24 protein-coding genes are annotated in these 26,092 nt (G+C 41.3%); 10 read left to right on the top strand and 14 right to left on the bottom strand.

What is annotated here, in order from left to right; genetic code table 11:
* The first annotated feature begins 10 nt into the window (after window positions 1–10).
* Window positions 11–805: a PI-PLC domain-containing protein gene (locus AC1D0K_RS12165; protein ID WP_477396027.1), complete on the top strand. Its 795-nt coding sequence runs from the start codon at window positions 11–13 to the stop codon at window positions 803–805.
* On the opposite strand, the gene AC1D0K_RS12160 is transcribed toward AC1D0K_RS12165, so the two are convergent.
* The 6 genes from AC1D0K_RS12160 to AC1D0K_RS12135 all read right to left on the bottom strand — a co-directional run bounded on the left by AC1D0K_RS12160 (window position 806) and on the right by AC1D0K_RS12135 (window position 6,257).
* Window positions 806–1,420, bottom strand: a complete 615-nt coding sequence (locus AC1D0K_RS12160; RefSeq protein WP_477396025.1) for a trimeric intracellular cation channel family protein — start codon at window positions 1,418–1,420, stop codon at window positions 806–808. It abuts the gene before it with no gap.
* 73 nt (window positions 1,421–1,493) lie between these two features.
* Window positions 1,494–2,732: a dicarboxylate/amino acid:cation symporter gene (locus AC1D0K_RS12155; protein ID WP_477396023.1), complete on the bottom strand. Its 1,239-nt coding sequence runs from the start codon at window positions 2,730–2,732 to the stop codon at window positions 1,494–1,496.
* 42 nt (window positions 2,733–2,774) lie between these two features.
* Window positions 2,775–3,620 carry a 4-hydroxy-3-methylbut-2-enyl diphosphate reductase gene (locus tag AC1D0K_RS12150; RefSeq protein WP_477396021.1) on the bottom strand — a complete coding sequence of 282 codons (846 nt, stop codon included), beginning with the start codon at window positions 3,618–3,620 and terminating at the stop codon, window positions 2,775–2,777.
* Between the two features lie 66 nt (window positions 3,621–3,686).
* Window positions 3,687–4,367: a MarR family winged helix-turn-helix transcriptional regulator gene (locus tag AC1D0K_RS12145; RefSeq protein ID WP_477396018.1), complete on the bottom strand. Its 681-nt coding sequence runs from the start codon at window positions 4,365–4,367 to the stop codon at window positions 3,687–3,689.
* A gap of 119 nt (window positions 4,368–4,486) precedes the next feature.
* Window positions 4,487–5,548, bottom strand: a complete 1,062-nt coding sequence (locus tag AC1D0K_RS12140; RefSeq protein ID WP_477442412.1) for an oxygenase MpaB family protein — start codon at window positions 5,546–5,548, stop codon at window positions 4,487–4,489.
* Between the two features lies 1 nt (window position 5,549).
* The gene (locus AC1D0K_RS12135; protein ID WP_477396013.1) at window positions 5,550–6,257 is read right to left on the bottom strand and encodes an SDR family NAD(P)-dependent oxidoreductase; all 708 of its coding nucleotides are present in this window, start codon (window positions 6,255–6,257) and stop codon (window positions 5,550–5,552) included.
* Window positions 6,258–6,385: 128 nt separating this feature from the next.
* Here AC1D0K_RS12135 and AC1D0K_RS12130 point away from each other — a divergent pair, with 128 nt between their 5' ends.
* The gene (locus AC1D0K_RS12130) at window positions 6,386–6,982 is read left to right on the top strand and encodes an HD domain-containing protein (RefSeq protein WP_477396011.1); all 597 of its coding nucleotides are present in this window, start codon (window positions 6,386–6,388) and stop codon (window positions 6,980–6,982) included.
* Complete coding sequence (locus AC1D0K_RS12125; RefSeq protein ID WP_295718033.1) at window positions 6,975–7,853, top strand: YitT family protein; 879 nt, start codon at window positions 6,975–6,977, stop codon at window positions 7,851–7,853. Before AC1D0K_RS12130 ends, AC1D0K_RS12125 begins: the two co-directional genes overlap by 8 nt.
* A gap of 87 nt (window positions 7,854–7,940) precedes the next feature.
* Here the strand turns inward: AC1D0K_RS12125 and AC1D0K_RS12120 are convergent, their stop codons facing one another.
* From AC1D0K_RS12120 to AC1D0K_RS12110, 3 genes are all read right to left on the bottom strand, one after another.
* Window positions 7,941–8,984, bottom strand: coding sequence for an adenylate/guanylate cyclase domain-containing protein (locus AC1D0K_RS12120; protein ID WP_477396008.1), 1,044 nt, complete (start codon window positions 8,982–8,984; stop codon window positions 7,941–7,943).
* Entirely contained in the window at window positions 8,984–9,361 is a 378-nt protein-coding gene (locus AC1D0K_RS12115; RefSeq protein WP_477396006.1) for a response regulator, read from the bottom strand. The genes AC1D0K_RS12120 and AC1D0K_RS12115 overlap by 1 nt, the downstream gene beginning before the upstream one ends.
* A gap of 84 nt (window positions 9,362–9,445) precedes the next feature.
* Window positions 9,446–10,834 carry an ATP-binding protein gene (locus tag AC1D0K_RS12110; RefSeq protein ID WP_295718028.1) on the bottom strand — a complete coding sequence of 463 codons (1,389 nt, stop codon included), beginning with the start codon at window positions 10,832–10,834 and terminating at the stop codon, window positions 9,446–9,448.
* 199 nt (window positions 10,835–11,033) lie between these two features.
* On the opposite strand from AC1D0K_RS12110, the gene AC1D0K_RS12105 reads away from it, so the two are divergent.
* The 7 genes from AC1D0K_RS12105 to AC1D0K_RS12075 all read left to right on the top strand — a co-directional run bounded on the left by AC1D0K_RS12105 (window position 11,034) and on the right by AC1D0K_RS12075 (window position 19,226).
* A complete protein-coding gene (locus tag AC1D0K_RS12105; protein WP_477396003.1) occupies window positions 11,034–12,146 on the top strand; it encodes a twin-arginine translocation signal domain-containing protein in 1,113 nt (370 codons plus the stop codon).
* Window positions 12,147–12,272: 126 nt separating this feature from the next.
* Window positions 12,273–13,691, top strand: coding sequence for an alpha-L-fucosidase (locus AC1D0K_RS12100; RefSeq protein WP_295718023.1), 1,419 nt, complete (start codon window positions 12,273–12,275; stop codon window positions 13,689–13,691).
* 184 nt (window positions 13,692–13,875) lie between these two features.
* The gene (locus AC1D0K_RS12095; protein WP_477396000.1) at window positions 13,876–15,924 is read left to right on the top strand and encodes a BatA domain-containing protein; all 2,049 of its coding nucleotides are present in this window, start codon (window positions 13,876–13,878) and stop codon (window positions 15,922–15,924) included.
* A 27-nt stretch (window positions 15,925–15,951) separates the two neighbouring features.
* Entirely contained in the window at window positions 15,952–17,202 is a 1,251-nt protein-coding gene (locus tag AC1D0K_RS12090) for a dihydroorotase (RefSeq protein WP_477395998.1), read from the top strand.
* 6 nt (window positions 17,203–17,208) lie between these two features.
* Window positions 17,209–17,877, top strand: a complete 669-nt coding sequence (locus AC1D0K_RS12085; RefSeq protein WP_295718016.1) for a hypothetical protein — start codon at window positions 17,209–17,211, stop codon at window positions 17,875–17,877.
* 26 nt (window positions 17,878–17,903) lie between these two features.
* Window positions 17,904–18,500, top strand: a complete 597-nt coding sequence (locus tag AC1D0K_RS12080) for a DUF4199 domain-containing protein (RefSeq protein WP_477395996.1) — start codon at window positions 17,904–17,906, stop codon at window positions 18,498–18,500.
* A gap of 168 nt (window positions 18,501–18,668) precedes the next feature.
* Complete coding sequence (locus AC1D0K_RS12075; protein ID WP_477395994.1) at window positions 18,669–19,226, top strand: DUF4199 domain-containing protein; 558 nt, start codon at window positions 18,669–18,671, stop codon at window positions 19,224–19,226.
* A 718-nt stretch (window positions 19,227–19,944) separates the two neighbouring features.
* On the opposite strand, the gene rseP is transcribed toward AC1D0K_RS12075, so the two are convergent.
* From rseP to AC1D0K_RS12050, 5 genes are all read right to left on the bottom strand, one after another.
* The gene (gene rseP / locus AC1D0K_RS12070) at window positions 19,945–21,279 is read right to left on the bottom strand and encodes an RIP metalloprotease RseP (RefSeq protein ID WP_477395992.1); all 1,335 of its coding nucleotides are present in this window, start codon (window positions 21,277–21,279) and stop codon (window positions 19,945–19,947) included.
* A 16-nt stretch (window positions 21,280–21,295) separates the two neighbouring features.
* Entirely contained in the window at window positions 21,296–22,483 is a 1,188-nt protein-coding gene (locus tag AC1D0K_RS12065; RefSeq protein ID WP_477395990.1) for a 1-deoxy-D-xylulose-5-phosphate reductoisomerase, read from the bottom strand.
* Window positions 22,484–22,712: 229 nt separating this feature from the next.
* Window positions 22,713–24,215, bottom strand: a complete 1,503-nt coding sequence (locus AC1D0K_RS12060) for a GH3 auxin-responsive promoter family protein (protein WP_477395988.1) — start codon at window positions 24,213–24,215, stop codon at window positions 22,713–22,715.
* 3 nt (window positions 24,216–24,218) lie between these two features.
* Window positions 24,219–24,992, bottom strand: a complete 774-nt coding sequence (locus tag AC1D0K_RS12055) for a glycerophosphoryl diester phosphodiesterase membrane domain-containing protein (protein WP_477443347.1) — start codon at window positions 24,990–24,992, stop codon at window positions 24,219–24,221.
* Between the two features lie 6 nt (window positions 24,993–24,998).
* On the bottom strand, window positions 24,999–25,967 hold the full coding sequence (locus AC1D0K_RS12050) for a glycosyltransferase family 2 protein (protein WP_477399669.1): 969 nt from the start codon (window positions 25,965–25,967) through the stop codon (window positions 24,999–25,001).
* Window positions 25,968–26,092: the final 125 nt, after the last annotated feature.

Below are 26,092 nucleotides of genomic sequence, written 5' to 3'. Positions count from 1 at the left end.
TAGGGGGCTCATGAACAAACTACTAAAAATAACAATCACATTGGCGGCGTTGCTTAACGTTGCCAATGTTGTTTCTGCGCAAAAAAAGCAAATCTATACCGTGGCCGATGCCCATGCGCATAATGATTATGCCAATAAAAATCCATTTTACGGCGCTTACGATAAAGGTTTTGGATCAATAGAAGCAGACGTGTTTGCTGTTAATGGAAAATTGATGGTGGCACACGCAGAAAAAGATATCAAACCACAGCGTACATTAAAAAATATGTATATCGATCCTTTGGTAAAAAAATTAAAGGTAGATACCGCTAGGCAGTTAAGGCTTCTTATCGACCTAAAAGTAGATTACCACATCCTGATGCCATTAATTATAGAAGAGCTGGAACCATTAATGGACTATGCTGCAGTTAATGGTTTGCCCGGCAGGTTGCACGTAGTAATAACCGGCGGGGTGCCACCTGCTGTTGAGCTTGCTAATTACCCCACCTGGCTAACCTTTGATGTTGATCATTTAACTGGTTTTACTACGCAACAATTACAGCGGATTAGCCTGTTGAGTTATAATTTTACCAAATACAGCAAATGGAAGGGCACAGGCAAGATTCCCACCGTTGAAACTGCCAGATTGCTTGGCGTAATTGATAGCGTGCACAATGCCGGCAAAATGATTCGTTTTTGGGAAACGCCGGATAATAAAACCGCATGGCAGGCCCTTATAGGCTTAGGTGTTGATGTGATAGGTACCGATAAAGTGGAGAAACTGGGCAACTTTTTAAATGACAGGAATAAAAAGAAACTTAATTAGTTAATGCCATTCCTCGCGATATACAAACTTGGGCATTTGCCAATTGTATTTGATAGATAGCAAGCGCAATGCAAGGCCAATGGTGCAAGCAATAACAATGGCAACACCCGCAGGTGCACCTAAATATTCTATACCCAAATACAAGGCCCCTGTAATAATTGATGCACTGGCATAAATTTCCTTGCGGAACAGGAGAGGTACTTCGTTACACAACACATCGCGCAGTACACCGCCGGCGCAGCCTGTTATCATACCGCTTAATAAAATGATGGTAGCAGGCAGGTTTATTTGCTGTGCTATCTGGCAACCGATAATGGTAAATACCACCAGACCCAAAGCATCAAGATATAGGAAAAGTGTTTTCATTTTAGTCATGAGCCTGGCTATTACAGCCGCCAGTATAGCAGCGCCCGCGGTTATCAACAGGTATTCGGGATGCTCCACCCAACTCATGGGGTAATGGTCAAACAAAATATTACGTACAGTACCACCGCCCAATGCGGTAACCCAGGCAATAATACAAACACCTACCCAATCCATATCCCGTCGCCCGGCAGATAGCGCCGCGGTCATGGCTTCGGCAATAATGGCTATGATGTATAAGATGTGCAGCATAGTGAAGTATTAAGGCTTGTTTAACAAATATAGTTATTAGGTTTAATCAAGATACATAGGCCAAAATCCGAATTTATTGTTCCTCTTCTCCGGGGCTTATGGATGACATCCAGTTTCTCCCATTTACAAAGCGGGAAACCACCATAGCAGCTACGGTATCACCTGTGGCGTTTAGCAATGTGGCCATAGGATCAACCAGTGTACCTATGATCATGGCAGGAGGGAGGGCCTCGGGCGGGAAGCCATAGGCCGATATGAACAGCAATTCCCCAATATAGCCGCCGTTGGGGATACCACCTTCTACCAGGCTCACCAAAACCGTCATGGCCAGGGCAATACCGATGGTTTCGGCGCTGTTAAAACTTTTACCAAATAAGGCAAATACTACAGCCATTTTTACAATAGACGAGATGCTTGAACCGTCTTTATGCAGCGTTGCACCCAGCGGGATGGTTACGTTGGCAATAATATCAGATATGCCCATCTTTTTAGCGGCATCAAGGTTGGCCGGTATGGTGGCTATACTGCTGCAGGTACCAACCGCTGTTGCCGATGGAATGATGTTATTGCGCCAGTATCTTTTTACCGCGCCTACGCCACCTGCTATAAATGCGTAAAGACTAAATATCACCACAAAATAAAATGCTCCCACGCCATAATACAAAGCCATGGAACGGGCATACCCACCAAATAACTGCGGACCAAATACGCCAACCTGGTAGGCAAAATAGGCGCCCAAACCAATTGGTCCCAGTTTCATAATAAGGATGAATATATTTTTAAACACCTCGTTGCCGCTATGTAGAAAACGCCCAAAAGCAGCCCCCTTCTCGCCCGAACGCAAGGTGGCAAAGCCTATCAGTACAGAAAATATGATCATAGCCAGCATGCTTTTACGGGATAGCAGCTGGGAAAACTCGCTGGTGGTAAATAGATTGGTTAATTGATCGCCGATTGGCTTTTTAACAATGGCCTCGGTGATAGGGCTGGCCACTAAATGTTGATGTATCGGGAATACCCAGATGGCAATAATAGTTATAACGGCGGCTACAAGTACTGTTGATATAAATACCACTGAAGTAATGCCCAATAATTTGCCCAGTTTATTTGAGGCATCCAGGCCGGCAATAGCAGATGATATAGCAAAGAAAACCAGCGGAACAACCGCTGTAAAGAGTAGGTTGAGAAAAATATCGCCAATGGGTTTAATAGTGTTTACTTTATCACCCAAAAACAAACCGGCGATACTTCCCGCCGTAATGCCTGCTATAAGAAATATAATGCCCTTGTAACTCTTGAACCAACTATTCATGTAGCTAATATAGCCGTTTGCAAAACATTAAAGTATGGCGACTTAAATTTTAAGCAATTTGTCTCTCACATTTTCCATAAGCCACATCGGGGTTGATGTTGCACCGCAAATGCCTACCTGCTCTTTTCCTTTAAACCATGAATTATCAATATCGTCTGGGCTCGAAACAAAATAAGTAGCCGGGTTAGCTTCCTTGCAAGCTGTGAACAGCATTTTTCCGTTAGATGATTTAGAGCCCGAAACAAATAGCACTACATTAAAACGCGAGGCAAAACCTCTCAATTCCTCGTCACGATTAGAAACCTGGCGGCAGATGGTATCTTTGAGATCAACTTTTATACCCCTTGATTCAAGCCTATTTTTTACATGGTATAATTCTGTAGTGCTTTTGGTAGTTTGGCTATATAAAGTTATTTCTGCGGGGAGTGTATGAGCATTAAGTTCGTCATATTTTTCAAATACAATTGCGTGGTTACCGGTTTGTCCAAGCAAACCAATAACTTCTGCATGCCGTTCTTTGCCAAAAATGTATATTTCTTTACCACTGTCATATGATTTTTTGATACGATTTTGAAGTTTGAGTACCACCGGGCAAGAGGCATCCATTAACTTTAAATTGTTATTGAGTGCGATTTGATAAGTTGAAGGAGGTTCACCATGCGCCCTAATCAATACCTCTTCGTTACGTAGTTCATTGAATCTTTCATGATCAATAATAATAAGGCCCAATTGCTGTAAACGCTTTACTTCCTCATCATTATGAACAATATCGCCAAGACAATATAAATAACCTTTCTCGGCAAGGATCTGCTCGGCCATATCAATGGCATATATCACGCCAAAGCAAAAACCTGAATTTTTATCAATACTAACCTGTAAATGCAGCATATTTGATCGATTAATCAAATATACAATATTGTATTAAATTATAAAATTTAGAATGGTATTGAACTATTAAGAATTTTCCTCCGCTAATTTTTGCAGGTCGGTTTTGGAGTGGATGTTTTTATTTTGATAAACATCGTAATGAAAGTCTTCCAGTTTTTGAAGTAAAAATTGTAATGTTAATTTTTCATGCATATTAAGGTTGCCTGTAACTATTTTACCAACATTATTCATATCGTTAAATACTACGTAAAGAAGCTCCCTGCCTTTTTGAGTAATAGTGATGCGCTTGCTGCGTTTATCATTTTCATCATCAGTTTGATCCACCAGTTCGGCGGCAATTAAGCGCCTGATTACTTCTGTTCCTGATGTTTTTTCCTGAATGTTGCGGCTGATAAGTTCGCCCTTTAAAAGGTTATCGTGCGTAAGTAATATGGCCAGGCAGGTAAAGTCTTCTGCCGTTTGCAAAGGTGTTTTATCTAAAGCTTTTTTTATGTAGAATTTTGCATACCGGCTCATGTAAACCACCAATCGCCCTATGGCATTATCAATTTGAAAAGCCAATTGCTGCGCCTCTGGCTCCTGGTCGCCAAATCGTACATCTGAAGAATCTATAGGCTTAACGCTTTCCGTTACATGGTTCAAAAAGAAGCCGGCGAAGTTCTGGAGCGAAAGATCTTTCCCAGGATTTTGGTTTTCAAATTCCTCTATTAAATTCAACATTTGATGGGCCAGCTCGTACGATTTCATATCTTCATTTTACCCGGTATTTAAAATAAGCATATTAAACCAATAATTGGGCCTATTTTAAGTAGCAGTTATTTTAACTTGTAAATATACAATTACGTTTGTTTATTAATAATGTGCAATTATTTTGCCCCTGTTAAGTTTGTTTTTTTAAATTGATAATAAAGGTCCAGATATGTATGATGAAGATTATCAACCGGTTTTAAATCTTTAAAAGTATTAGTGATCTGCATTAAATGGATAGTACTATCGGGTAGGTTTCCTTTCGGTATATCCAACAGGTTAGCAACTTCATCCCCAAGTAGATAGCGCATGAGTTGTACGGTTTCTTTATGGGATAGAGGAGTGATGTTTTCCAGTTTGGAAAAAAAATCTGTTAAAGAGGTTGTCAATGTCTTACCCTGTTCAGATGCTTTAAATTGCCGCGACCTTATAGCTTGTTCAAGATCATAGGCTTCTTTACCATTTGCAGGCAATAATTCAGTTTTAATACCCAATTTATAACCTATAACTTGCCACAAGTGTAAAAATGCCCGCCTGTCGGTTTCGCTGATATTAATACCAAATTTACGCAGTCCCCTCATCACTATTAATGAAAAAGCAAGATTTGTTCCAGCCATATCTTCCTGATTTATTGGACTGCCCCACGCACTATCCCATGTATTGTATTTTAAGGTGTAATACCTTGCTGCCGCATGCATCAACCTTACTTTTAATATAGCTGCAAACGCTCTGCCATTTTGTTCAAAGGCGCCGGGCGCCATAACGGTCCATACAAACTCAGCGGTATCATAAAGGCGTTTGCCGGTATCATTGCGTATCTTATCTGATAAATATAATACCATTGCACCATCCGCTGCAGCATAGCAATAGGGCAGCGATAGTAGCCCAAGTAAATTCATGATCAAAGTAGCATGGCGGGTAAAAAAGGCGGAACCTTTGGCCATCAATTTACTATCTGCCCAAAATGGGAGCTGGCACGTATCTTTAACAAGTTGCTCATCCGCAAAAAGTGATGGTAATGATAATTGCGTGTTGCTATTTAATTCATTTAGCCAATTGTAAAGATCTTTTTTTTGCGTGGCTTCATTAAAAACGCGGGCAATGAACTCGTCGGCAGGTGCATCGCCAACGTGCCGTTGCGACGATAAAAAAGCGTTATCGGCTATCAGTTTATTGATCATCTTATTTTAAATTACCCAAACCGCCATCTACACCCAATACCTGTCCGGTTACCCAGGAACTTTCGTCTGATAATAAGAACGCAATAGCAGATGCAATATCGCCCGGTAGGCCAAATTTCCCCAAAGGATGTCTTTTGGCTGCACTTTCCCGTTTCTCTGGTGTGTTTAATAAATTTTGCGCAAGGCGTGTATCAGTTAATGATGGAGCAACTACGTTAACACGGATCAGCTGCGGTGCAAGTTCGGCGGCAAGTGCTATGGCAAAACCTTCAACACCGCCTTTGGCTGCCGTGATACTGGTGTGATAGCTCATGCCTGTTTTTACGGCAACGGTACTTATCAAAACAATGGATGATGGTGCAGCTTTTAGAGATTTAAGCGCTTGCTGAATAACTCCTGCAGCACCAATAACGTTAAGCCTGTAATCATTTAAAAAATCATCGGTAGTTACGCGTAAAAATGGTTTTAGGGTGATGCTGCCAACACAATAAACTAATCCATGCAATTGATCGGGAAGTTGAGATGCCAACATGCTCATGTCGCCTAAAACATCGAGTGCTATATGATTTATTCCTTGAGGCCAATTATTTGCTGGATTTCTTGATGCATTATAAACTTTTGCGCCAGCCAAAGAAAGTAAATTAATTAACGAGAATCCTATACCTGAACTGCCGCCAACTACTAAAATATTTTTGTTTATAAAATCCATACTCCTCTATTGTATGTAAATATACTAATATTGTAATTATTAATACATTATTGTATTAGTCCTAGATTTTCTACGTTCAGCCGTTCCTGGCAGGGCAATTTATTATATTAGCGGCCTATTTAATTAAAATGCAGATTGATAAGGCGAGGGAATTTATACTGGATAAAATAAAAAGGAAACTCCCTGCCAATTTTTACTACCACAATGTTACACATGCCGAAGATGTTTACACAGCGGCAAAACAAATTGCATTAGGTGAGGAGATAAGCGAAAATGAAACTGTTTTGTTATTAACTGCCGCTTTGTTTCATGATGCTGGTTTTCTGTATGGGCATGATGATCATGAAAATAGTTCCTGTAAAATTGCGCGTGAATACTTGCCGGAATTTGATTATTCGCCTGATGAAATAGCGACGATCTGTGATATTATTATGGCCACTAAACTGCCGCAAAGTCCGCGCAATAAACTGGGTGAAATTATTTGTGATGCCGATTTGGATTATTTAGGCCGGAATGATTTTTTTATACTCAGCAAAAGGTTATTTTCGGAACTTGTAATAACACATCACCTGCAAAATGAACAGGAATGGGATAAACAACAGGTAAGCTTTCTAAGAAGCCATCATTACTTTACCAAAACGGCTGTAGATTTAAGGGCGGCTGCCAAGGAAAAGCACCTGAAAGCAATAATTGAAGCGTTAAATTTAAATAATATACATGTCTAAACCGGAGCATAGTTTACCTGAAATAATTAAGGATGTAGTTACCGTAGTTATTGGGATCTTATTTTGCGGCTTTGCCTTAAAAGGATTTTTGGTCCCCAACCAATTTTTTGATGGTGGGGTAACCGGAATTTCCCTGCTTATTCATGAGCTATATCATATTAATATAGCTTTCGTCATCATTGCAGCCAATATCCCGTTTATCATCATGGGGATGTTCCAGGTAAACCGGGCATTCGCGCTTAAAACCTTTATTTGTGTTATAGGATTGGGCATTTGCCTTCTATATGTGCCTTACCCTGTCATTACATCCGATAAGTTGCTGGTATCTATATTTGGCGGAGTATTTATGGGCTTAGGAGTAGGGCTTTCCATCCGCGGAGGCTGTGCGCTTGATGGTATCGAGATACTGGCTCTTTACACCCTAAAACGCAGCAGCTTTACCATCAGCGAAATTATTTTAGGTATCAATATTATTATCTTTTTAATAGCAGCTTTTGAATTGGGCCTTCCAACCGCATTGTACTCTATATTAACTTATTACACGGCTTCGCGCACTATCAGCTTTGTTATTGATGGTTTAGAGGAATATACTGCAGTAAACATTATATCCGGCCAAAGCGAGATCATCAAAGAAAAGCTGGTAATGGAACTGGGGCGCGGCATTACCATTTATAAAGGGGAACGCGGTTTTTTAAAGGGGAGTTTTGATGTACATCAGCCGGTTGATATCATCTTCACCGTAATAACCCGTTTTGAGGTACGCAGACTAAAAAATCTGGTTCACAGTATTGATCCTAAGGCTTTTGTATTTACCAATAGTATTAAAGAAGCTGCCGGCGGAGTTTTAAAGAAACGCGTAAGGGAACATTGATTTTTGGTGTCAAGTAGTTAGTATCAAGTATCAAGATTTTATGAAGAAGCCACTTCCTGTAGCTATCTTGATACTAACTACTTGCTACTAACTCACTACTTCATAAATCTCCACAGGTTTCAACTTGTTTTTCAGGTTTACTTCCCCAATCTTGTTGAAAGCGAACGATTCTTTTGCTTTTTCATATACCTCATCGGTAACAATGATCTGGTTGGCTTTGGCTACCGATTGCAGGCGTTGGGCCAGGTTAACAGCATCGCCAATTACAGTATAATCCAGTCGTTTTAAGGATGCCGAACCAATATTGCCCGATATCATTTCGCCGGAATTTATACCAATAGAAACCTCGGGCTTAAAAGTTTTATCGCCATAAATTATGGCTTCGGCTGCGTTCATTTTTTCTCTTACGGCCAAAGCAGCGTCAATAGCACGGTCGAGATGGTATTCGCCTCTGAAAACCGCCATAACAGCATCACCCATAAATTTATCAATATGCCCGGTTTGCGCTATAATTTCTTTCACCATCAAATCAAAAAGCTTGTTTATTAAGCCTACAACAGTGTTGGCTGGTACATGCTCTGATATCGCTGTAAAACCACATATATCAATAAATATAACCGTGGCATCAATGGATTCGTTAGATAACAGACTGGCTTCAAACTCCTTATGGGTCATAAAATTCAAAACATTTTCATCCACATACATGCGTAGGATATTGTTCTCTTTTATGGCCTGTAGTGTTTTTTTGAGCTCAATTACATGTAGCAGGGTTTTTTCGATGGTGATATCCAAATCATCAAAATTTACCGGTTTACATACAAAGTCAAAAGCGCCACGGTTCATGGCGGTACGAATATTATCCATATCGCTGTAAGCAGATACCATTACCGCCTTTAGTATAGGATTAGCCTCGGGGAGTTTTGTGAGCAAGGTTAGGCCATCCATTTCGGGCATGTTGATGTCGCTTAGCACAACATCAATATCAGGTTCCTCGGCAAGTTTGACTAATGCTTCAAAACCATTATGGGCAAATACAAAATCGTAAACCTTTTCGCGTATCTTCTTCCTGAATTTTTGTTTTATCAAAAATTCCAGATCCGATTCATCATCAACCACCAGTATCTTGGCCATTATTGTTCTATATGTTTAAGTTTTTCTTTTAAATTATTAAAATCAAGCGGCTTGGTCAAAAAGTCATTCGCGCCTAATTCCATTGATCGTTTGTAATTCTCGTCATCGCCATAGGCAGTTATCATCATCACCACCGGCGGTGGCTTTTCGTAGGTATGCCTTATTCTATCCAAAAGCTCTAAGCCGCTCATGCCCGGCATGTTGATGTCTGATAAGATCAATACCACTTCCGAATGGTTAACAGCCAGGAATGTCATGGCATCTTCTCCGGATTGCGCAAAGTTAAACTCAATTTCTCCACTTTTTATTTCTTTGCGGAAACGTTGTAAAAACAACGGCTGTACATCGGCCTCATCGTCAACAACAAGTATTTTCATAAGTAAATATTATTCCAAAGTTAAATTTTATGTTTATTGTATAGGTTGTTAATAAGAAATGAAATTCTTGCCAATTGTATGCTATTAATTGGCTTTTATATCAGGAATGGTGATAGTAAACCGGGCAAACTCCCCTTCGGCTGTTTCCACTTTCAACTCGCCACCATGCCCTTTGGTAATGATATCGTAGCTCATTGATAGGCCTAACCCTGTTCCCTGCCCTGTGGGTTTGGTGGTAAAGAAAGGCTGATATATTTTATCCAGCACTTTTTGAGGGATGCCGGTACCATTATCGCTTACTGTTATTTCTACGGCGCTTAGGCCTGCAGCGTTTTTAACCTTTTTGGTAACTACACTTACTGTAGGTTCATAACCCGGTATGTTTTGCTTTTTCTTTTCGGCAACAGAATAAAAGGAGTTATTAAAAAGATTGAGCAATACCCGGCCCAGGTCTTGCGGAATAGCCTCTATTTTACCCAGGTTTTCGTCGAAACTGGTTTTCATACCGGCGTTAAACATTTTGTCCTTAGCGCGCAGACCATGGTAGCTTAAGCGCAGGTATTCGTCGGCAAGGGCATTAACATCGGTGGGCTCTTTTTTACCTGTTGTAGTGCGTGAGTGTTGCAGCATCCCTTTTACAATGGCATCGGCACGCTTGCCATGCTGGTTTATTTTGGTAAGGTTTTGGGTAATATCGCTCATGATGTCGTCCGCTTCCTGCTTAACATCATCGGGCAATTTGCTTAATATTTCGTCCTTAAGTTCTTCCAGTAACTCAATACTTACTTCGCTAAAATTATTTACAAAGTTTAGTGGATTTTGAATTTCATGGGCAATACCGGCAGTTAGCTCACCCAGCGATGCCATCTTTTCCTGTTGTACCAGTTGTGCCTGGGTGCTTTTTAGTTCGGCCAGGGCGCCCTGCAATTCTTCTTTCTGATGAGTAAGCTCGGCCGTGCGTTCTTTAACCTGGCTTTCCAGGTTTACTTTCATTGCGGCCATCATGCGGTTTTGCTCTTCCTCATTTCGGCGTTTGGTGCGTTCAACTTCCAGAGCTTTATTTTGCTTACGATTAATAAACCACATAGCACAGGCCCATAAAAAAGCGAAGGCTACGGCGCTTTGAAAAAAGTCCTCAGTGCTTTCAAAAACCTTAGGGAAAAGTTTTTCAAACACATCCGAAATAAAAGATGCTATAGCATAGGGTATTATAGCGTTACTAAGGTTACGGCTACTTTTAAACTCATCTATTGCGTAAGGTAATGCTACCAGCCCGAATATCAGGAGGTGATCAAGCCAAAGAATTAATGTTGTTTTATGAAAAGTAAACCCAAGGCATAACAATGCAACGGCGGCATACATGGCATAAAGCATATATTGGGCTAAATCGGGCCTGGTGCCTTCGGCCTTTATCTTTTTGCGAAGCTGGGTTGCTATTAAAATTGCTATAAGTGGTTCAAATGTAATGCTCATAAAGTATTAGGTGTCACCTGTGATGTTTTGTATGTGTAAAGCAAACAATTTAAAACTAATATTTTATTTGCACTAAACAGAATTTAATAAACATATAGATTATTTATGCGGCCATCTGTTACATTTTAAAACGCTTTATTACGGTAAGATTTGTAAAAGACATATAAACTTTGTAATTATGTATGTACAATTATAAACCATGGAAAATTCAAGAAGAGATTTCATAAAAAAATCAGCCATAGCAACAGCTTTGGTAGCTGCCGGGCCGGTAAATAACAGTTTTGCAATCCTGCATAAGGATTTGCAACCCGACGTTCAAACTATTGGCCATGGCGGGTTTACTTACAAAGGTGATAAGGGATGGGCCAAAATCAGCGTAAACAGTAATCCACTGGCCAACTGCCATGAGATGGTGCAGGACAGCAAGGGCCGGCTGATCATGCTGGGCGATCATACACAAAACAACATCCTTGTATTTGATAAGTCGGGCAAGCTGCTGGATTACTGGGGCACAGCCTTACCGGGCGGGCATGGTTTAACCATCAGTAAGGAAGGCGGCGAAGATTTTCTGCTGCTGACCGATTGCGGCTGGGCGCAGGACAAAACCGGTAATTCCTACGGGCAATCTGGCCAGGTATTGAAAACTACGGTTGATGGCAGGCTGATCTTTGCCATCGGGCACCCGCGCACCATCGGTGTTTATAAGGATAATGAGCCTTTTAAACCCACCGAAACGGCTGTTGCACCCAACGGTGATATTTATGTAGCCGATGGATACGGATCTGATTATATCATTCATTATGATAGCAAGGGGCAGTATATCCGTCATTTTGGTGGGCATAATAATACTAATAAAGATCATAACCTGGTTAACGCGCATGGCATCACGGTTGATAACCGGGATAAGAATAACCCCACACTGATCTGTACCTCCCGCGAGGAAAACTGCTTTAAGGTATTCACCATGGATGGTAAGTTCATCAAACGAATTGATATGCCGGGGATGTATGTTTGCCGGGCGGTAATGAATGATCAAAATATTTATGCCGGTGTTTGCTGGTCCAAAAATGCGGCTGGGCAGCGTTTTGATTATTCGGGCTTTGTAACCGTGCTTGATAAGGATAATAAAGTAGTTTCCAATCCCGGCGGGTCAGCACCTGTATATAAGAATGGCGTTTTACAGCCTACCCTGCAGGCAACGAACCCTGTGTTTCAGCATGGTCATGATGTTTGTGTTGATGAGGATAAAAACGTTTATGTATGCCAGTGGAATGCCTACCATACCGCGCCGGTAAAATTAACGCGTGTATAATTTGATTGGAGGCCTTTGTCAATATCATTGAATAATATGCCAAAATGAATGGATGTCGGTTGATAAATTTTTATAAACTTAGCTGTTTATCAAATTGATTTAAATCGATAAAACGTTTTACTAATTATGTATATTAATACAATTAAACAAAGGCTACTTTCATTTTTATTGTGCGCTTTAATTTTAAGTGCCTCCAACCTAAATGCACAGAGTGTTTCAAAAACGCCGCTCCCCTTATCAGAATTGCAGCAAAAATTTGTAGACCTGCGCTTTGGAATGTTTATCCACTTTAACATTCCAACCTACCAGGACGCTGATTGGCCTGATCCGGAAACACCTGCATCTTTATTTAACCCAACAAAACTGGATTGTGTACAGTGGGCAAAGGCTGCAAAATCAGCAAATATGACTTATGGTTGCCTTACCACAAAGCACCATAGCGGTTTTTGTATCTGGGATACCAAAACTACCGATTATAACGTGATGCATAGCCCGCTGAAAAGGGATGTGGTAAAGGAATACACCAAAGCATTCAGGGATCAGGGTTTAAAGGTGATGTTGTATTATTCAATTTTGGATACGCACCACCGTTTGCGCCCAAACATGATCCAGCCAAAGCATATCGACATGGTTAAAAAGCAAATTACAGAGTTGCTTACCAACTATGGTCAGATTGAAGCACTTATAATCGATGGATGGGATGCCCCATGGTCAAGAATTTCTTATGACGATGTTCCGTTTGAAGAAATTTATAAGCTGGTAAAATCAATACAACCAAACTGCTTATTGATGGATCTTAATGGCGCCAAATACCCGGCCGAAGGTTTATACTATACAGATATTAAAACCTATGAAATGGGTGCTGGTCAGCGGGTATCAAAAGAAACCAACAAAATGCCGGCATTGGCTTGTTTGCCAATTCAAGCCAATTGGTTCTGGAAAACTGATTTTCCTACAACCCCAATACGTGATGTAACCAAGCTGGTAAACGATGTATTGATCCCTCTTAATAATGCCAGCTGTAACTTTATCCTTAATGTGGCGCCAAACAGTGATGGCTTATTTGATGATAACGCACTTGCAGGTTTAAAACAAATAGGGCAGTTATGGAAAAATGAAGGCCCAGTGGCTAAATTGGGCGAAACAGGTCCTCCTATTATATCGCATAACCTGGCTAAACGTGTACCTGCTAATTCAAGCTGGAGCGATGACTCAAATATTATGGATTTTGCCAACGACGATGATTTTGAATCATCATGGCAATCAAACCCAAGGGTAAAAAGTCCATGGTATGAGGTTACCTTAAAACCGGGGCAGCCGTTCAACACCGTGGTGATTTTTGAGCGTAAAGCCAATATTAAAAAATACAAACTTGAGTACCTTGATGGCACTACCTGGAAAACAATTTTTGAGGGCGAAAACCTTAGCCGTGTTAAAGTTAACCGCTTTAACCAGGTGAAGGGAGATAAAGTGCGTATGTCTATCCAAACATATAATGATGCGCCAAGCATTACAGAATTTGGTGTTTATAACGAAACGAAATAGATGTGCAGATGTTCAAATTGCAGATGTGCAGATGTCATGAGTAGTCAAATACTCACCACCTAAAAAAACAATAGCCTCATTTTAAAAAAAAATGAGGCTATTGTTTTATAACCTTTATAACAACTTGCACGTTTGGCTTTCTAAATCTGCATATTTGCACATCTGACATCTGAAATCCGCACATATGCATTTCATCTACCCGGCCTTTTTATTTGCATTACTAACGCTGGCCATTCCTGTCATCATCCATTTATTCAACTTTCGTAAGTTTCAAAAGGTTAATTTCAGCAACGTTCAGTTTTTAAAGGAAATCCAGGAGCAGCAATCGTCCCGTAGAAATTTAAAGGAGCGGCTCATCCTTGCTTCCAGGTTACTGGCATTGGCCTTTTTGGTCTTCGCTTTCGCCCGGCCATTTATTCCCGCCCAAAACTCGGTAAGCGCAGGCAGGCTAAATGCCGTGAGTGTTTTTGTAGATAACTCATACTCCATGCAAACCCTCAACCGGGAGGGCTCCTTACTTGATGATGCCAAACAAAAGGCCAGGGAAATAGCATCCGCCTATAATATAAATGATCGTTTCCAATTGCTTACGCAGGATTTTGAAGGGCGGCACCAACGCTTGCTAAGTCGTGATGAATTTAATGATGCCGTTGACCAGGTAAAGATTAGCCCTCAAAGCCGTACGCTGCAACAGATCATCAGCAGGCAACAGGGTTTATTAAAAATGCAGCCCGGCGCAACAAGATCAGCCTATATCATCTCCGATCTGCAAAAAAACATGGCAGATAAGCCATTAAAAACCGATAGTGGTATTGCCTTTAGTTTAATTCAACTTAAAGCTGGTAACCTGCCTAATGTAGCTGTTGATTCTGTTTGGCTGTTAAGCGCCATCCATCGCCCCGGCGAAAGTGAGAAACTGGTTATTCAGCTACATAACTATGCCGATGAAAAGGCACAGAAAATCCCGCTTAAAGTACTGATCAACGGCGCACAAAAAGCTTTAGGCAGTTATACCATTGCGGCACGATCAAAACAAAACGATACATTGTCCTTTATGGGTCTGCAGGCCGGCTGGCAACAAGGCGAAGTGCAATTGCAGGATAACCCCATCACATTTGATAATAAATTTTACTTTAGTTTTAACGTTGCACAGCAGATGCCCGTTTTGCTGATAGATGGTGGAACCCCTGATCCATATCTTAAGGCTGTTTTTGCGGCGGATCCGTTTTTTAAGGCTCAGCGCACGCCCGACGGTAATGTTGATTACGCCGCATTAAACAGCTACCCATTAATTGTTTTAAGCGATATTAAAGCCATATCTTCCGGATTGGCGCAACAATTAAAAAACTATGTATCCAAAGGTGGTATTTTGATGGTTTTTCCGTCGGCCGATGCCCAATTGACAAATTACCGCTCGTTTCTACAGTCGATGAATGCTGCATACCCCCTGAAACTTATTACCGAAGCAGGTAAAGTATCCGGCCTTAACCGCCAAAGCCCGGTATTTAAAAATGTGTTCGAGAACTTTCCGGCAAGTCCGGATCTGCCCACGGTTAAAAAATATTTTCAGTTAAGTACCTCAGCAGGTAGCCCGGATAACCTGATGACTTTAGCCGGTGGTGATCCTTTCTTAGCCGGATATAGTAGCGGCCGGGGCAAGGTTTACCTATCTGCGGTGCCACTTAATGAAGATTTTAGCAACCTGCCACGCCACGCGCTTTTTGTGCCTGTGTTATTCAGGATCGCTTTATTAAGCGGGCATGATCTGCCGCTGTTTTACACGTTGGGGAAGGAAGAGACTTTAGAGATAGCACCTGTACAGGTCACCGGGAAACAAATACTCAAACTAAGCAAAGGCGATCAAAGCAGCATTCCCGATGTGCGGCAGCAGGAGGGAAGTACGCTGATCTATGTATCAGACCAGTTGCACCAACCCGGAATTTACACTTTAAAAAAGCAGGATAGCACAGTAGCTACGCTGGCTTTTAATGATAACAGGAGCGAATCTGACATGAGTTACCTTAGTCCATCGGTATTAAAAGAAATCATGCCAAAGGCAACCACCTTAATTACAGGTGGTAATGCTTCTTTAAAAGGTATTGTTACCGAAACAAATTTAGGTACACAATTATGGAAACTTTGTATAATTTTGGCATTGATTTTTCTGGCTGCCGAAATTTTGCTCATCAGGTATTTTAAACCCGATATGCAGGCTGTAAAGCAACCGGTTTAATCAACAAAAATCCTTAAAGCAGTGCTAATGAATTTGCTTATCAAATCTGCCACTATCCTTGATCCCGGATCACCCTTTCATCAACAAGTTGCCGATATTTTAATTGAAAACGGCGTTATTACCCGCATTGGCGACGATATTGAAGCCGATGCCGAGCTGGTTGAGGCCGAGGGTAAATATGTATCGCCCGGTTTTTTTGACCTTAATTGCAATATTGGCGAATTAGGGCTGGAAACCAAGGAAGATATGCGTACAGGTACCCAGGCTGCCGCTGCCGGTGGCTTTACTGGCGTGGCAATGATGCCGAATACAGTACCTCCCGTACACTCCAAAGCCGAAATTGAATACCTGCTTAACCGCGCAAAGGGCAACCTGGTAGATGTATATCCGTTGGGTACCATATCGTACAAGCGTGAAGGTAAAGACCTTGCCGAAATGTACGATATGTATTTAAGCGGCGCCAAAGCATTTACTGATGGCAATCGCCCTGTACAGGATGCCGGCCTCATGGAACGTGCCTTGTTGTATGCCCAGGGGTTTGACGCTCTGGTTTTCTCGTACCCTGAGGATACCGCAATTGCGGGAAAAGCAAAGGTGAATGAGGGCGAGATCAGCACGCTGCTGGGTATGAAAGGCATTCCTTCGCTGGCCGAAGAACTGATGATAGCCCGGGACCTTTACCTGGCCGAATACACCGTATCTAAAATACATTTCAGCACTATATCCACCGTTCGCTCTGTCGAGCTTATCAGGGAGGCAAAACGTAAAGGACTGGAAGTTACCTGCGATGTTGCCGCCCACCACCTGGTACTTACTGACGAGGCCCTGCTGGGTTTCGATAGTCAATATAAGGTTAAGCCCCCACTGCGTACCAAAGATGATGTAAAGGCGCTTATAAAAGGCTTAAAGGATGGCACAATTGATGCCATTGTATCGCAACACACCCCACACGAAATTGAGTTTAAAGATGTGGAGTTCGAGGTGGCCGAATATGGTATTACTGGCTTCCAGACAACGTTAGCGCTGGCCCTGCAATCGGGATTACCGGTTGAGCTATTGGTGGAGAAGCTATCCATCAATCCCCGGGAAATTTTAGGCGTAGAGGTAGCCGTTATCGCCGAAGGAGAAAAAGCTAACATCGTGCTTTTTGATGTGGAAGCCACATGGGAATATAATAGCAAAAGCAACCTTTCAAAATCAAAAAACTCTCCCTTTATGGGGCAGAACTTAAAGGGGAAAGTGCTGTTAACTTATAATAATCAACAATTACTTAAATAGAAAAAAATGATTGATCCAAAAATAGAAACAGCCTTCCAGGCAGCCTTAGAGGCTTTTTCTAAATATAATAGCTTTGATGCTGTAGGACTAACCGGTGATTTTGGTGATGTTTTCTCATCAGACGAAGATTTTTTAACCAAGGTAGATGCTTTGGATGCGGTATTTGATAATAACCCCCAGGTTGAGGTACTTAGAGAAGTGTTTTTTGATTTATTGATGATCAACTTCTTTAGTGCCGATGTAAAGAAACTGGAAGAAGATTACCTGGATACCCCGGAGTGGGAAGATATTGAAGAGCAAACGCTTGACCGTGGTACCGAGCTGCTGAACCTGTTATTGTACCTGAATGAGTGCGAAGACGAAGATATTGAGCCCGAGTTGGAAGATTACCTTAAAGAGTTTTTATTGGTTGATGAAGACGAGTTTCAGGATGAATACCGCATTTACGAGCCTGTTATCTCTAACCAGATCCTGATGGAAAGCCCGGTTGAAGAAATTGCTAATGTAGCAAACAGCTTACCTGAGGATTCTGAACTTGCAGAACTGTTTTACCCGATGATGTGCTTTTTCCAGAACGTTGATCCATCACCAGAAGCAAAAGCTATCATAGCCGAAAACGCTTTGGAAAAGGATTTTGATATGGCTGTGTTAGAGATATTGGTTAATTTTCAATAAGCTTTACACCCATTAATTAACGTAACATGAATGAAGAGATTGGTAGAAAGATAAAAAAACAAGGGCTTATTAATGGTTTGGTATTAGGTGGCATATTATCTGTAACAAGCATCCTTTATTTTTACTTTATAATTTTGATTGCAAAATCGGCTGTTTCCATAACCATTGGTTCGGTATTGTTTTCATACGTACTGCCCATTGGGATATCAATTTTATTTTGTAATTATCTTAAAAAGCGGGTGGGTGGTTTTTGGAATTTAAGGCAAGCTACTACAGGCATCTATATTATGTTTTTTGCATCGTACCTCATGGTGTATATCGTAAAAGACCAGTTGTTTGCAAAAGTTATTGAGCCCAATATGGTTCATAAAACAGAAACGGCAATGCTTAATGCACTTAATAAGTTAAAGGAAAGCAGCCCGCAAAATGCAAAAGAAGCAGATTTAAAAATAGCTGAGATGCGTAAGGCATTTGAAGGTGAAAGAAACATCACCATTGGTCAGCAAATTCAGACGTTTGCTGTTAGCATCATATTTTTATTTGTGTTATCAATCATCTTCGCCGCTTTTTATAAGAACGAGGGGCAGGCGCAAAGTCCGCTGGTTGATGGTTCATCGGTATAACATAAGCTTAGCTCATACTTACAGTCCTTTTCTGAAAAGAAAAGGCCTGTTTTTTTTATAAAGATGGCTTAAGTGTATATTGTTCACAGGCTTACATAAATAAACATCTGGTGATATAGCTGATTTATGAAATATTAGTTAATTTAGTTCAATAAACAACCTAAAATCATGACAGCAAAAAAAGCAAGTCCATCACAACCCGCAATCAAGTGGGCATTAATCAGCCTGGTTATGTCAATAATCATAACTTATGCATTCCAGTTTCTTAATGTAGATCCTAATTCATCTGTTAAATACCTTAATTTTCTGCCTTTTATAGCTTTTCTATTTTTAACACAAAAGGAGTACAGGGACAAACTGGATGGTTATTTAACCTTTGGAGAAGGTTTTTTATCGGGTTTTTTATATTCCGTTTTTACCGGCGTATTAACTGCAATATTTACTTATGTGTATTATGCCATATTGAGCCCGGAAATGGTTGAGAAAATGATTTCCTCTACACAAGCTCAACTGGAAGCAAAAAACATGTCGCAGGAACAGATAGATTCGGCCATGAACATCACGCGTAAATATTTCGCGGTGTTCGGCGCTGTAGGAGCTGTTTTCATTTCGGCAATTATAGGAGCTGTTATAGCGCTTATAGGTGCAGCCATATTTAAAAAAGAGCGTTCACCATTTGATGTAGCCGGTTATGATGATTCAACACCAATTGATCCAGCTGTTTAAAGCAAATTAACCTTATAATATTACAGGCCCTTTCTGATAAGATTGGGCCTTTTTGTTAACGCTTTTTTTATTCCCTCCCAACGGGAGGACGGGGGGGCGGCTGCATGCTATCTACAGCAGTATTGAACGCCCGATTTAACCCTTTTTCCGCTGTTTGTGTTCTCACAAACAGCCTGCACGATTAATTTGGTAGCAGCAATTTGTGGGGACACAAACTGCGGGGATAAGGAATATTTGTTAACGGTTTTTTTATTCCCTCCCAACGGGAGGGGTGCGGCTGCAAATGCGCGCAATGGCAGGGAGGGGTTTCGCCGACATGCCATCTACAGCGGTATTGAACGCCTGATTTAACCCTTTTCCTGCTGTTTGTGTCCTCACAAACTGCTTCGCACGATTAATTTGGTAGCAGCAATTTGTGGGGACACAAACTGTGGGGATAAGGAATATTTGTTAACTGTTTTTTTATTCCCTCCCAACGGGAGGGGTGCGGATGCAATGCGCGCAATGGCAGGGAGGGGTTTCGCCGACATGCCATTCGCAGTGGCATTTGAACGCCTGATTTAACCCTTACTTCCGCCTTGCTCGAGGAACGAATCGCACATTGCCCCTGCCTCTTTATATCTTCCGAATACCTATAGACACAGGTGCACAAACTATGGGTAACAAAAACAGCCCGGAGGTAAATCCCCGGGCTGTTTCCATATGCAGAAAGAAGTGCTTACTTCTTCATTACTTGTTTTACAATATCATTACCAAAAACAAATACCATCAAAGTAACCAGTATTACAAACCCAACAATCTGGGCGCGCTCCAGGAACTTATCGCTTAGCGGTTTCCCTTTAATCATCTCGATGATAAGAAATACAGCATGCCCGCCATCAAGCGCCGGGATAGGCAACAGGTTCATCAGGGCCAATACCATTGATAAAAAGCCTACCAGGCTCCAGAAGTGAACCCAATCTATCGTGCTGCCAAACAGGTTGGCAATTGCAACCGGACCGCTTACTGCTTTGTTAAACTTTACATCGCCCTTAAATATTTTACCTAAACCTTTGGCGTTATCGGTAAAAGTGCTGATTGCTCTTGATGCACCTATTGGTAAGGATGCAAAGAAACCATATTTAATGGTTCTTATCTCGGGAAGGTCGTTTTTAGATGGATAGAAACCCAATGTGCCATCATTGCCCAACTGAGCTTTTATCACCATCGGGTTGTTATTTCGCTTTATGGTCAATTCAACCAGCTTTCCTTTGTTTTTTTGAAGCTCGGGTTTTACCTGGTCATAAAAAGCTATAGGAGAGCTATTAATGGCAACAATGCTATCTCCTTTGAGTAATCCCGATTTTCGTGCTGCTCCACCTGGAGATAAGGAATCAACTACAAATTTCATCCTTGGCACACGGCTTATAAATTCTTCAATACCGTTATCGCTCAGGTCATTTAATATGGTGTGCGGTACCGTTACACTTAACGTTTCGATACCACGCTGAACGGTAAAAACCGTATTTTCAAGTAATACCTTAGGGCTGGTAAGGTCATCAAAGCGCTCAACAGCTTTGCCGTTAACCGCAGTGATCTTATCGCCGGCCATTAACCCGATTTTTTTACCAACTACGCCGGGTACAATACCATATTTAGCGCTTGAGTTTGGTATATAGCTTTCGCCGAAACGCATGGTCAGGATCCAGAATATCAGGATACCCAGTATAACGTTTACGGTAACACCGCCAAGCATTACTATTAAACGCTGCCAGGCTGGTTTTGAGCGAAACTCCCAGGGCTGCGGCGGACCGGCCAACTGATCGGTATCCATGGATTCATCTATCATACCGGCAATTTTAACATAACCACCCAAAGGCAGCCAGCCAATACCGTATTCAACACCTTTATATGTAAATTTAAACAGGCTTATGTTCCATGCGTCAAAAAACAGGTAAAATTTCTCTACTTTAATCCCGAAGGCGCGTGCCGCTAAAAAGTGCCCCAGCTCATGCAGGATTATTAAAATTGAAAGGCCCAGTACAAGCTGGCCCACCATGATCACTATACTCATTATTTATATTTATCTATTAGTAGTGTATTGCCTTTAACGGCAATTTTTGTATAAAATTTTGCGCAAAGATGCGTGTTTCTTTGTCAGTATTCAAATAGTCAGTTAAGGTTGGCTGTGCTATATAAGTTATATGTTGCATGCATTCCTCAATAAGGTTGCTCATGGCCAAAAATCCTATACTGTTGTTTAGGAAACCAGCTACAGCTATTTCATTGGCCGCATTAATAATACAAGGCATGTTACCCCCTTGTTTTAAGGCCATGTATGCTAAATTAAGATTGCGGAAAGTATCCAGGTCTGGTTTTTCAAAAGTAAGATTTGGATAATCAGTAAAACTAAAACGTTTAAAATCATTTTGCATGCGGGAAGGGTAGGTAAGCGCATACTGAATAGGCAGCTTCATATCGGGCAAACCCATTTGTGCTTTGATAGATCCATCTTTAAATTGTACCATCGAGTGGATGATTGACTGCGGATGAACTATTACCTCAATCTGATCGGCTTCTATATCAAAAAGCCATTTGGCTTCTATCACTTCCAAGCCCTTATTCATCAGCGAAGCCGAATCAATGGTTATTTTGGCACCCATTACCCAGTTAGGATGTTTAAGAGCATCCTCGCGGCTTACACCGGCCAAAAAATCAAGTCCCCGACCACGGAATGGTCCCCCGGAGGCAGTGATGATCAGCTTTTCGATAGGGTTAGCGCTTTCGCCGGCAAGGCATTGAAATATAGCCGAATGTTCTGAATCAACAGGAAGGATTTTTACACCATATTGTTTGGCGAGTGCGGTTACAATTTCGCCGGCTACAACCAGGGTTTCTTTATTTGCCAGGGCAATATCCTTGCCAGCTTTAATAGCAGCAATGGTAGGTTCCAGTCCGGCAAAGCCAACCATAGCGGTAAGCACTATAGCGATATCAGGATGGGTAACCGTATCTATAATTGCCTGATGACCGGCAAGTACGTTTACAGGCAGGTGAGCCAATGCTTCCTTTACCTGCAGGTATTTACTTTGATCGCATATGATAACATACTCCGGCTCAAATTCAATGGCCTGGCTAATAAGTAAATCGGCATTGGAATGTGCAGTAAGTAAAAAAGCCCTGAACAAATTGCCGTTACCCTTTATAACCTGGAGGGTTTGTGTACCTATACTGCCTGTTGAGCCAAGTATGGCGATGTTTTTTTGTTGATTACTCAATGTAACTTTTAAATATTTCTAAAATCGCCAGTGCTTCATATCTCGCCATGACGTGTTTGTTAACGTAAGTACACTCTAAAGTGGCCTGTCACCCTGAGCCTGTCGAAGGGTCGCGCGCAGAGGCCTTTGCCCACATGCTTCGACAGGCTCAGCATGACAGCCCTTTTTTAAAATGTTATTTCCTTTCCAGGTTTTTGCGAAATTTTACCACTCGCAATAACGTGTTTTCTTATTTGCTAATATACTCATTTAAACCGTCAGCTATTTTTCTGTCGTTTGATAGCCTGGGTACTTTGTTTTGTCCGCCCAGCTTACCTTCCGATCTCATGTAATTGATGAACGCGTCTTTTTGCAGGCCTTGGATGATCAAAGGTTGCAAAATGTTACCTTCAATCAGGTCAAAATAGTAAATATTTTTCTTTTGCAGTGCTTTATCAACTTTTATGGCAAATGCATGAAGGTTGGCAGGTGGCGTGCCAAACTCCACAAACCATTCATGATAGGGCAACTGACCGGCCGGTGGATTAACCTGCGGTGCTACGGTGAACTCAATTACATCAACCGCCTCTTCTCTGGCAACAGTCATCAACGCGTGTTCTACTTCTTCGCCAATTACATGTTCGCCAAAGGCCGAGATATAATGTTTGATACGGCCCGTTACGATGATCTTATATGGGTTTTTGGAAATGAATTTAATAGTATCGCCCAAACTATATCCCCATAAACCGGCGCTGGTATTCATGATGAGGGCATAGTTTTTTTCCAGCTCTACATCCTTAATGTTGATTCGGGTAGGGTGCTCGTTAAAATATTCTTCGGATGGAATAAACTCGTAGAATATGCCTGAGTTAACCAACAGCAACAGCCCGGTTTCTTTCTGCGAATCCTGGAAAGCGATAAAGCCTTCTGATGCGGGATACGTTTCGATAGAATCTATTTTAAAACCAATACTTTCCTCCATCCGGGCGCGGTAAGGCTCATAGTTTACGCCGCCATGCACGTATAACTTAAAGTTTGGGAAGATATCTTTTACCTTTTTGCCTCCTGCTTTTGCCGAAAGCCTATCGAAATACATCTGGCACCAGGGTGGTATGCCGCTGATCAGGCGCATATCCTGGTTATAGGTTTCCTCAACAATGGCATCAACCTTTTGCTCCCAGTCTTCGATACAATTGGTATCATAACTGGGCAGGCGGTTTTTTTGCAGGTAGGCCGGCACATGGTGCGCCACAATGCCTGAGAGCCTGCCGGTAGAAACGCCATTCTTTTCGGCTAATACCGGGCTGCCTTGTAAAAATATCATTTTGCCATCTACAAAATCGGCATTGCCGGTTTCATGGATGTAACTGAGCAGGGCGTTACGGGCAGCTTTGATATGCTGTGGCATGCTCTCTTTGGATATTGGAATGTACTTAACACCCGAGGTAGTGCCCGATGTTTTGGCGAGGTAAGCTGGCTTGCCCGGCCATAGCACGTTTTCTTCTCCTTTTACAACCCTATCAATATAAGGGCGCAGATCCTCATAGTCATGAATGGGTACATTTTTCTTAAAGTCTTCGTAATTGTTGATCTGCGCAAAATTGTGCGCTTTACCAAATGTGGTATCCTTTGCCTGGTAAATGAGTTCGCTGATTGTTTTTTGTTGCAGGGCGGGCGCGTTTTTGCGCAAGTGGTTAAGTTCCCTGTTTACCAGTGCAGCAAACGCTTTGCTCAATACAGATTTTAAACCCATTGTTTAATTGGTTTCGGCAATATCATCATCAACATCCTTGTGGCTGTAAACTAATTTACGGTAGGTTACCATAATTATTACCTGTATAAAAGGAAAAGTTAAAAGCACCCAGCAATAAGAGGCAAGGCGAAATATAAAGTCCCGTTTGCCCTCATCAAGCCCAAATAAACTTATTACAACTACAAGTGGTATAAGGGTTACTACCAAAATAGAAATTATAATAGCAAAAATGCCAAGTGTTTTAAAGAAGTTATCCTTAGTGATTTCGAAGCTTTGTTTTAATGATTCTATTGGGGCCGAGTCATCATCAACAATAAAACAAATGCAAAAAATGCTGCGCAAGCTGATATAAAGAATAAGCAATAATTCCACTACTTCGATGATGCTCGAAATACCTAAAACCCTATCTGCAAAAAAATATATCAATGATAATATGAGGATAAACACACCGGTAATCAATCCTATTATTACAAAGTTGAAAGTCATTTTAAATGAAGGCAATATGTCTTTAAGCTCAAACTCATAATACTGCCTATCCATAAGGGTTAATATGAGTTTATAAAAGCTTAAACCAATGTAACATTGTATAACCAACTGTATAAATATGAAAATGAATTTGGTTACATAATCACCTATCAGAAAAAAGGTTTTGAAAAAATCAACCACCTCATTAATGAACAACGATAGAACGGAGTACACTATAAGTGGAACGAAATTTTTCTTTAAAATATTCCATGCAGTTTTAATGGTTTCTGCAACAGAAAATGAGTGGTACATAGGTGGTTATGATCTGTTAAAAATTACCCGCTTCCAAAAATCCTGCATAAATCCTATTCCGTAGGCCGTAAGTTGAGTGAAGGCAGCTATAATGCTCAAAAATGCGATTTTTGCCGATCTGTTTTTCCACCAAGCGTGAAAAAATATTAACAAAATGATAAGAGCCAGTATAAAGTTCCCTAATTGGGCTATTTGCCAGCCAAGCAGGTTGAAAATGAGGGTGAAAAGAATGAAAAGTGTAAAGGCTGCCGGGAAGAAATGAACTGCCTTTAATTCCCGTGGGAAAAATTTATAAATGTTGATCCGCGCCCGGCCAAAAAAATGTAGTTGCTTAAAAAACTGGATAAAATTGGTTCTCCTTTTATGAAAAACAATAGCATCAGGTATCAGCCCGATCTTGAAACCCATAGAATGAATGCGGATGCTATACTCAATATCCTCGCCAAGGCGTGTTATGATAAAACCGCCCGCCTTTTCCCATACCTGCCTTGATACGCCCATATTAAAGCTGCGCGGGTGAAACTGGCCAATTCCTTTTTTATTACCACGTATGCCGCCGGTAGTAAAAGGGGAGGTCATGGAGTAGCTTATGGCTTTTTGCGTTGGCGTAAATGAAGCGTGTGCGCCATCTGGTCCGCCGTAAGCATCCAGGTAATTTGTGGCTAAAGAGCTGTTCACTATCTCCAGGTAATCGGCGGGGATCAGGCAATCCGAATCGAATATGATAAAGTACTCGCCTTTGGCCCTTTCAAAACCAAAGTTGCGGGTAAAGCCCTGGCCTTCGTTGGCTTTTTTAAAGTACCTAACATCAAGCTTATCGGTAAAACTGTTTACAATAGCCTCTGCATCGTTAACAGAACCATCCTCTATCACCAAAACCTCAAAGTCCCGGTACGTTTGCAGTACAAGGGTATCCAGCAGTTCTTTGATCTCCTGCGGGCGATTATATAGTGGAATGATGATGGAAAAAAACATACTGTTAGATGTGCAAATGCGCAGATTCCAAATGTGCCGTTGAAGCTGCGGATTTTATGATTTTTTTGATCTTAAATTTTGTTTGATTTTTTGATGTGCTCATAAGGTTAATCATTATACAATTT

The sequence above is a fragment of the Mucilaginibacter sp. P1_A3 genome, from assembly GCF_056406855.1.
Note: the sequence above shows the minus strand (reverse complement) of the source record. Positions and strands in the feature narration are given on the sequence as shown.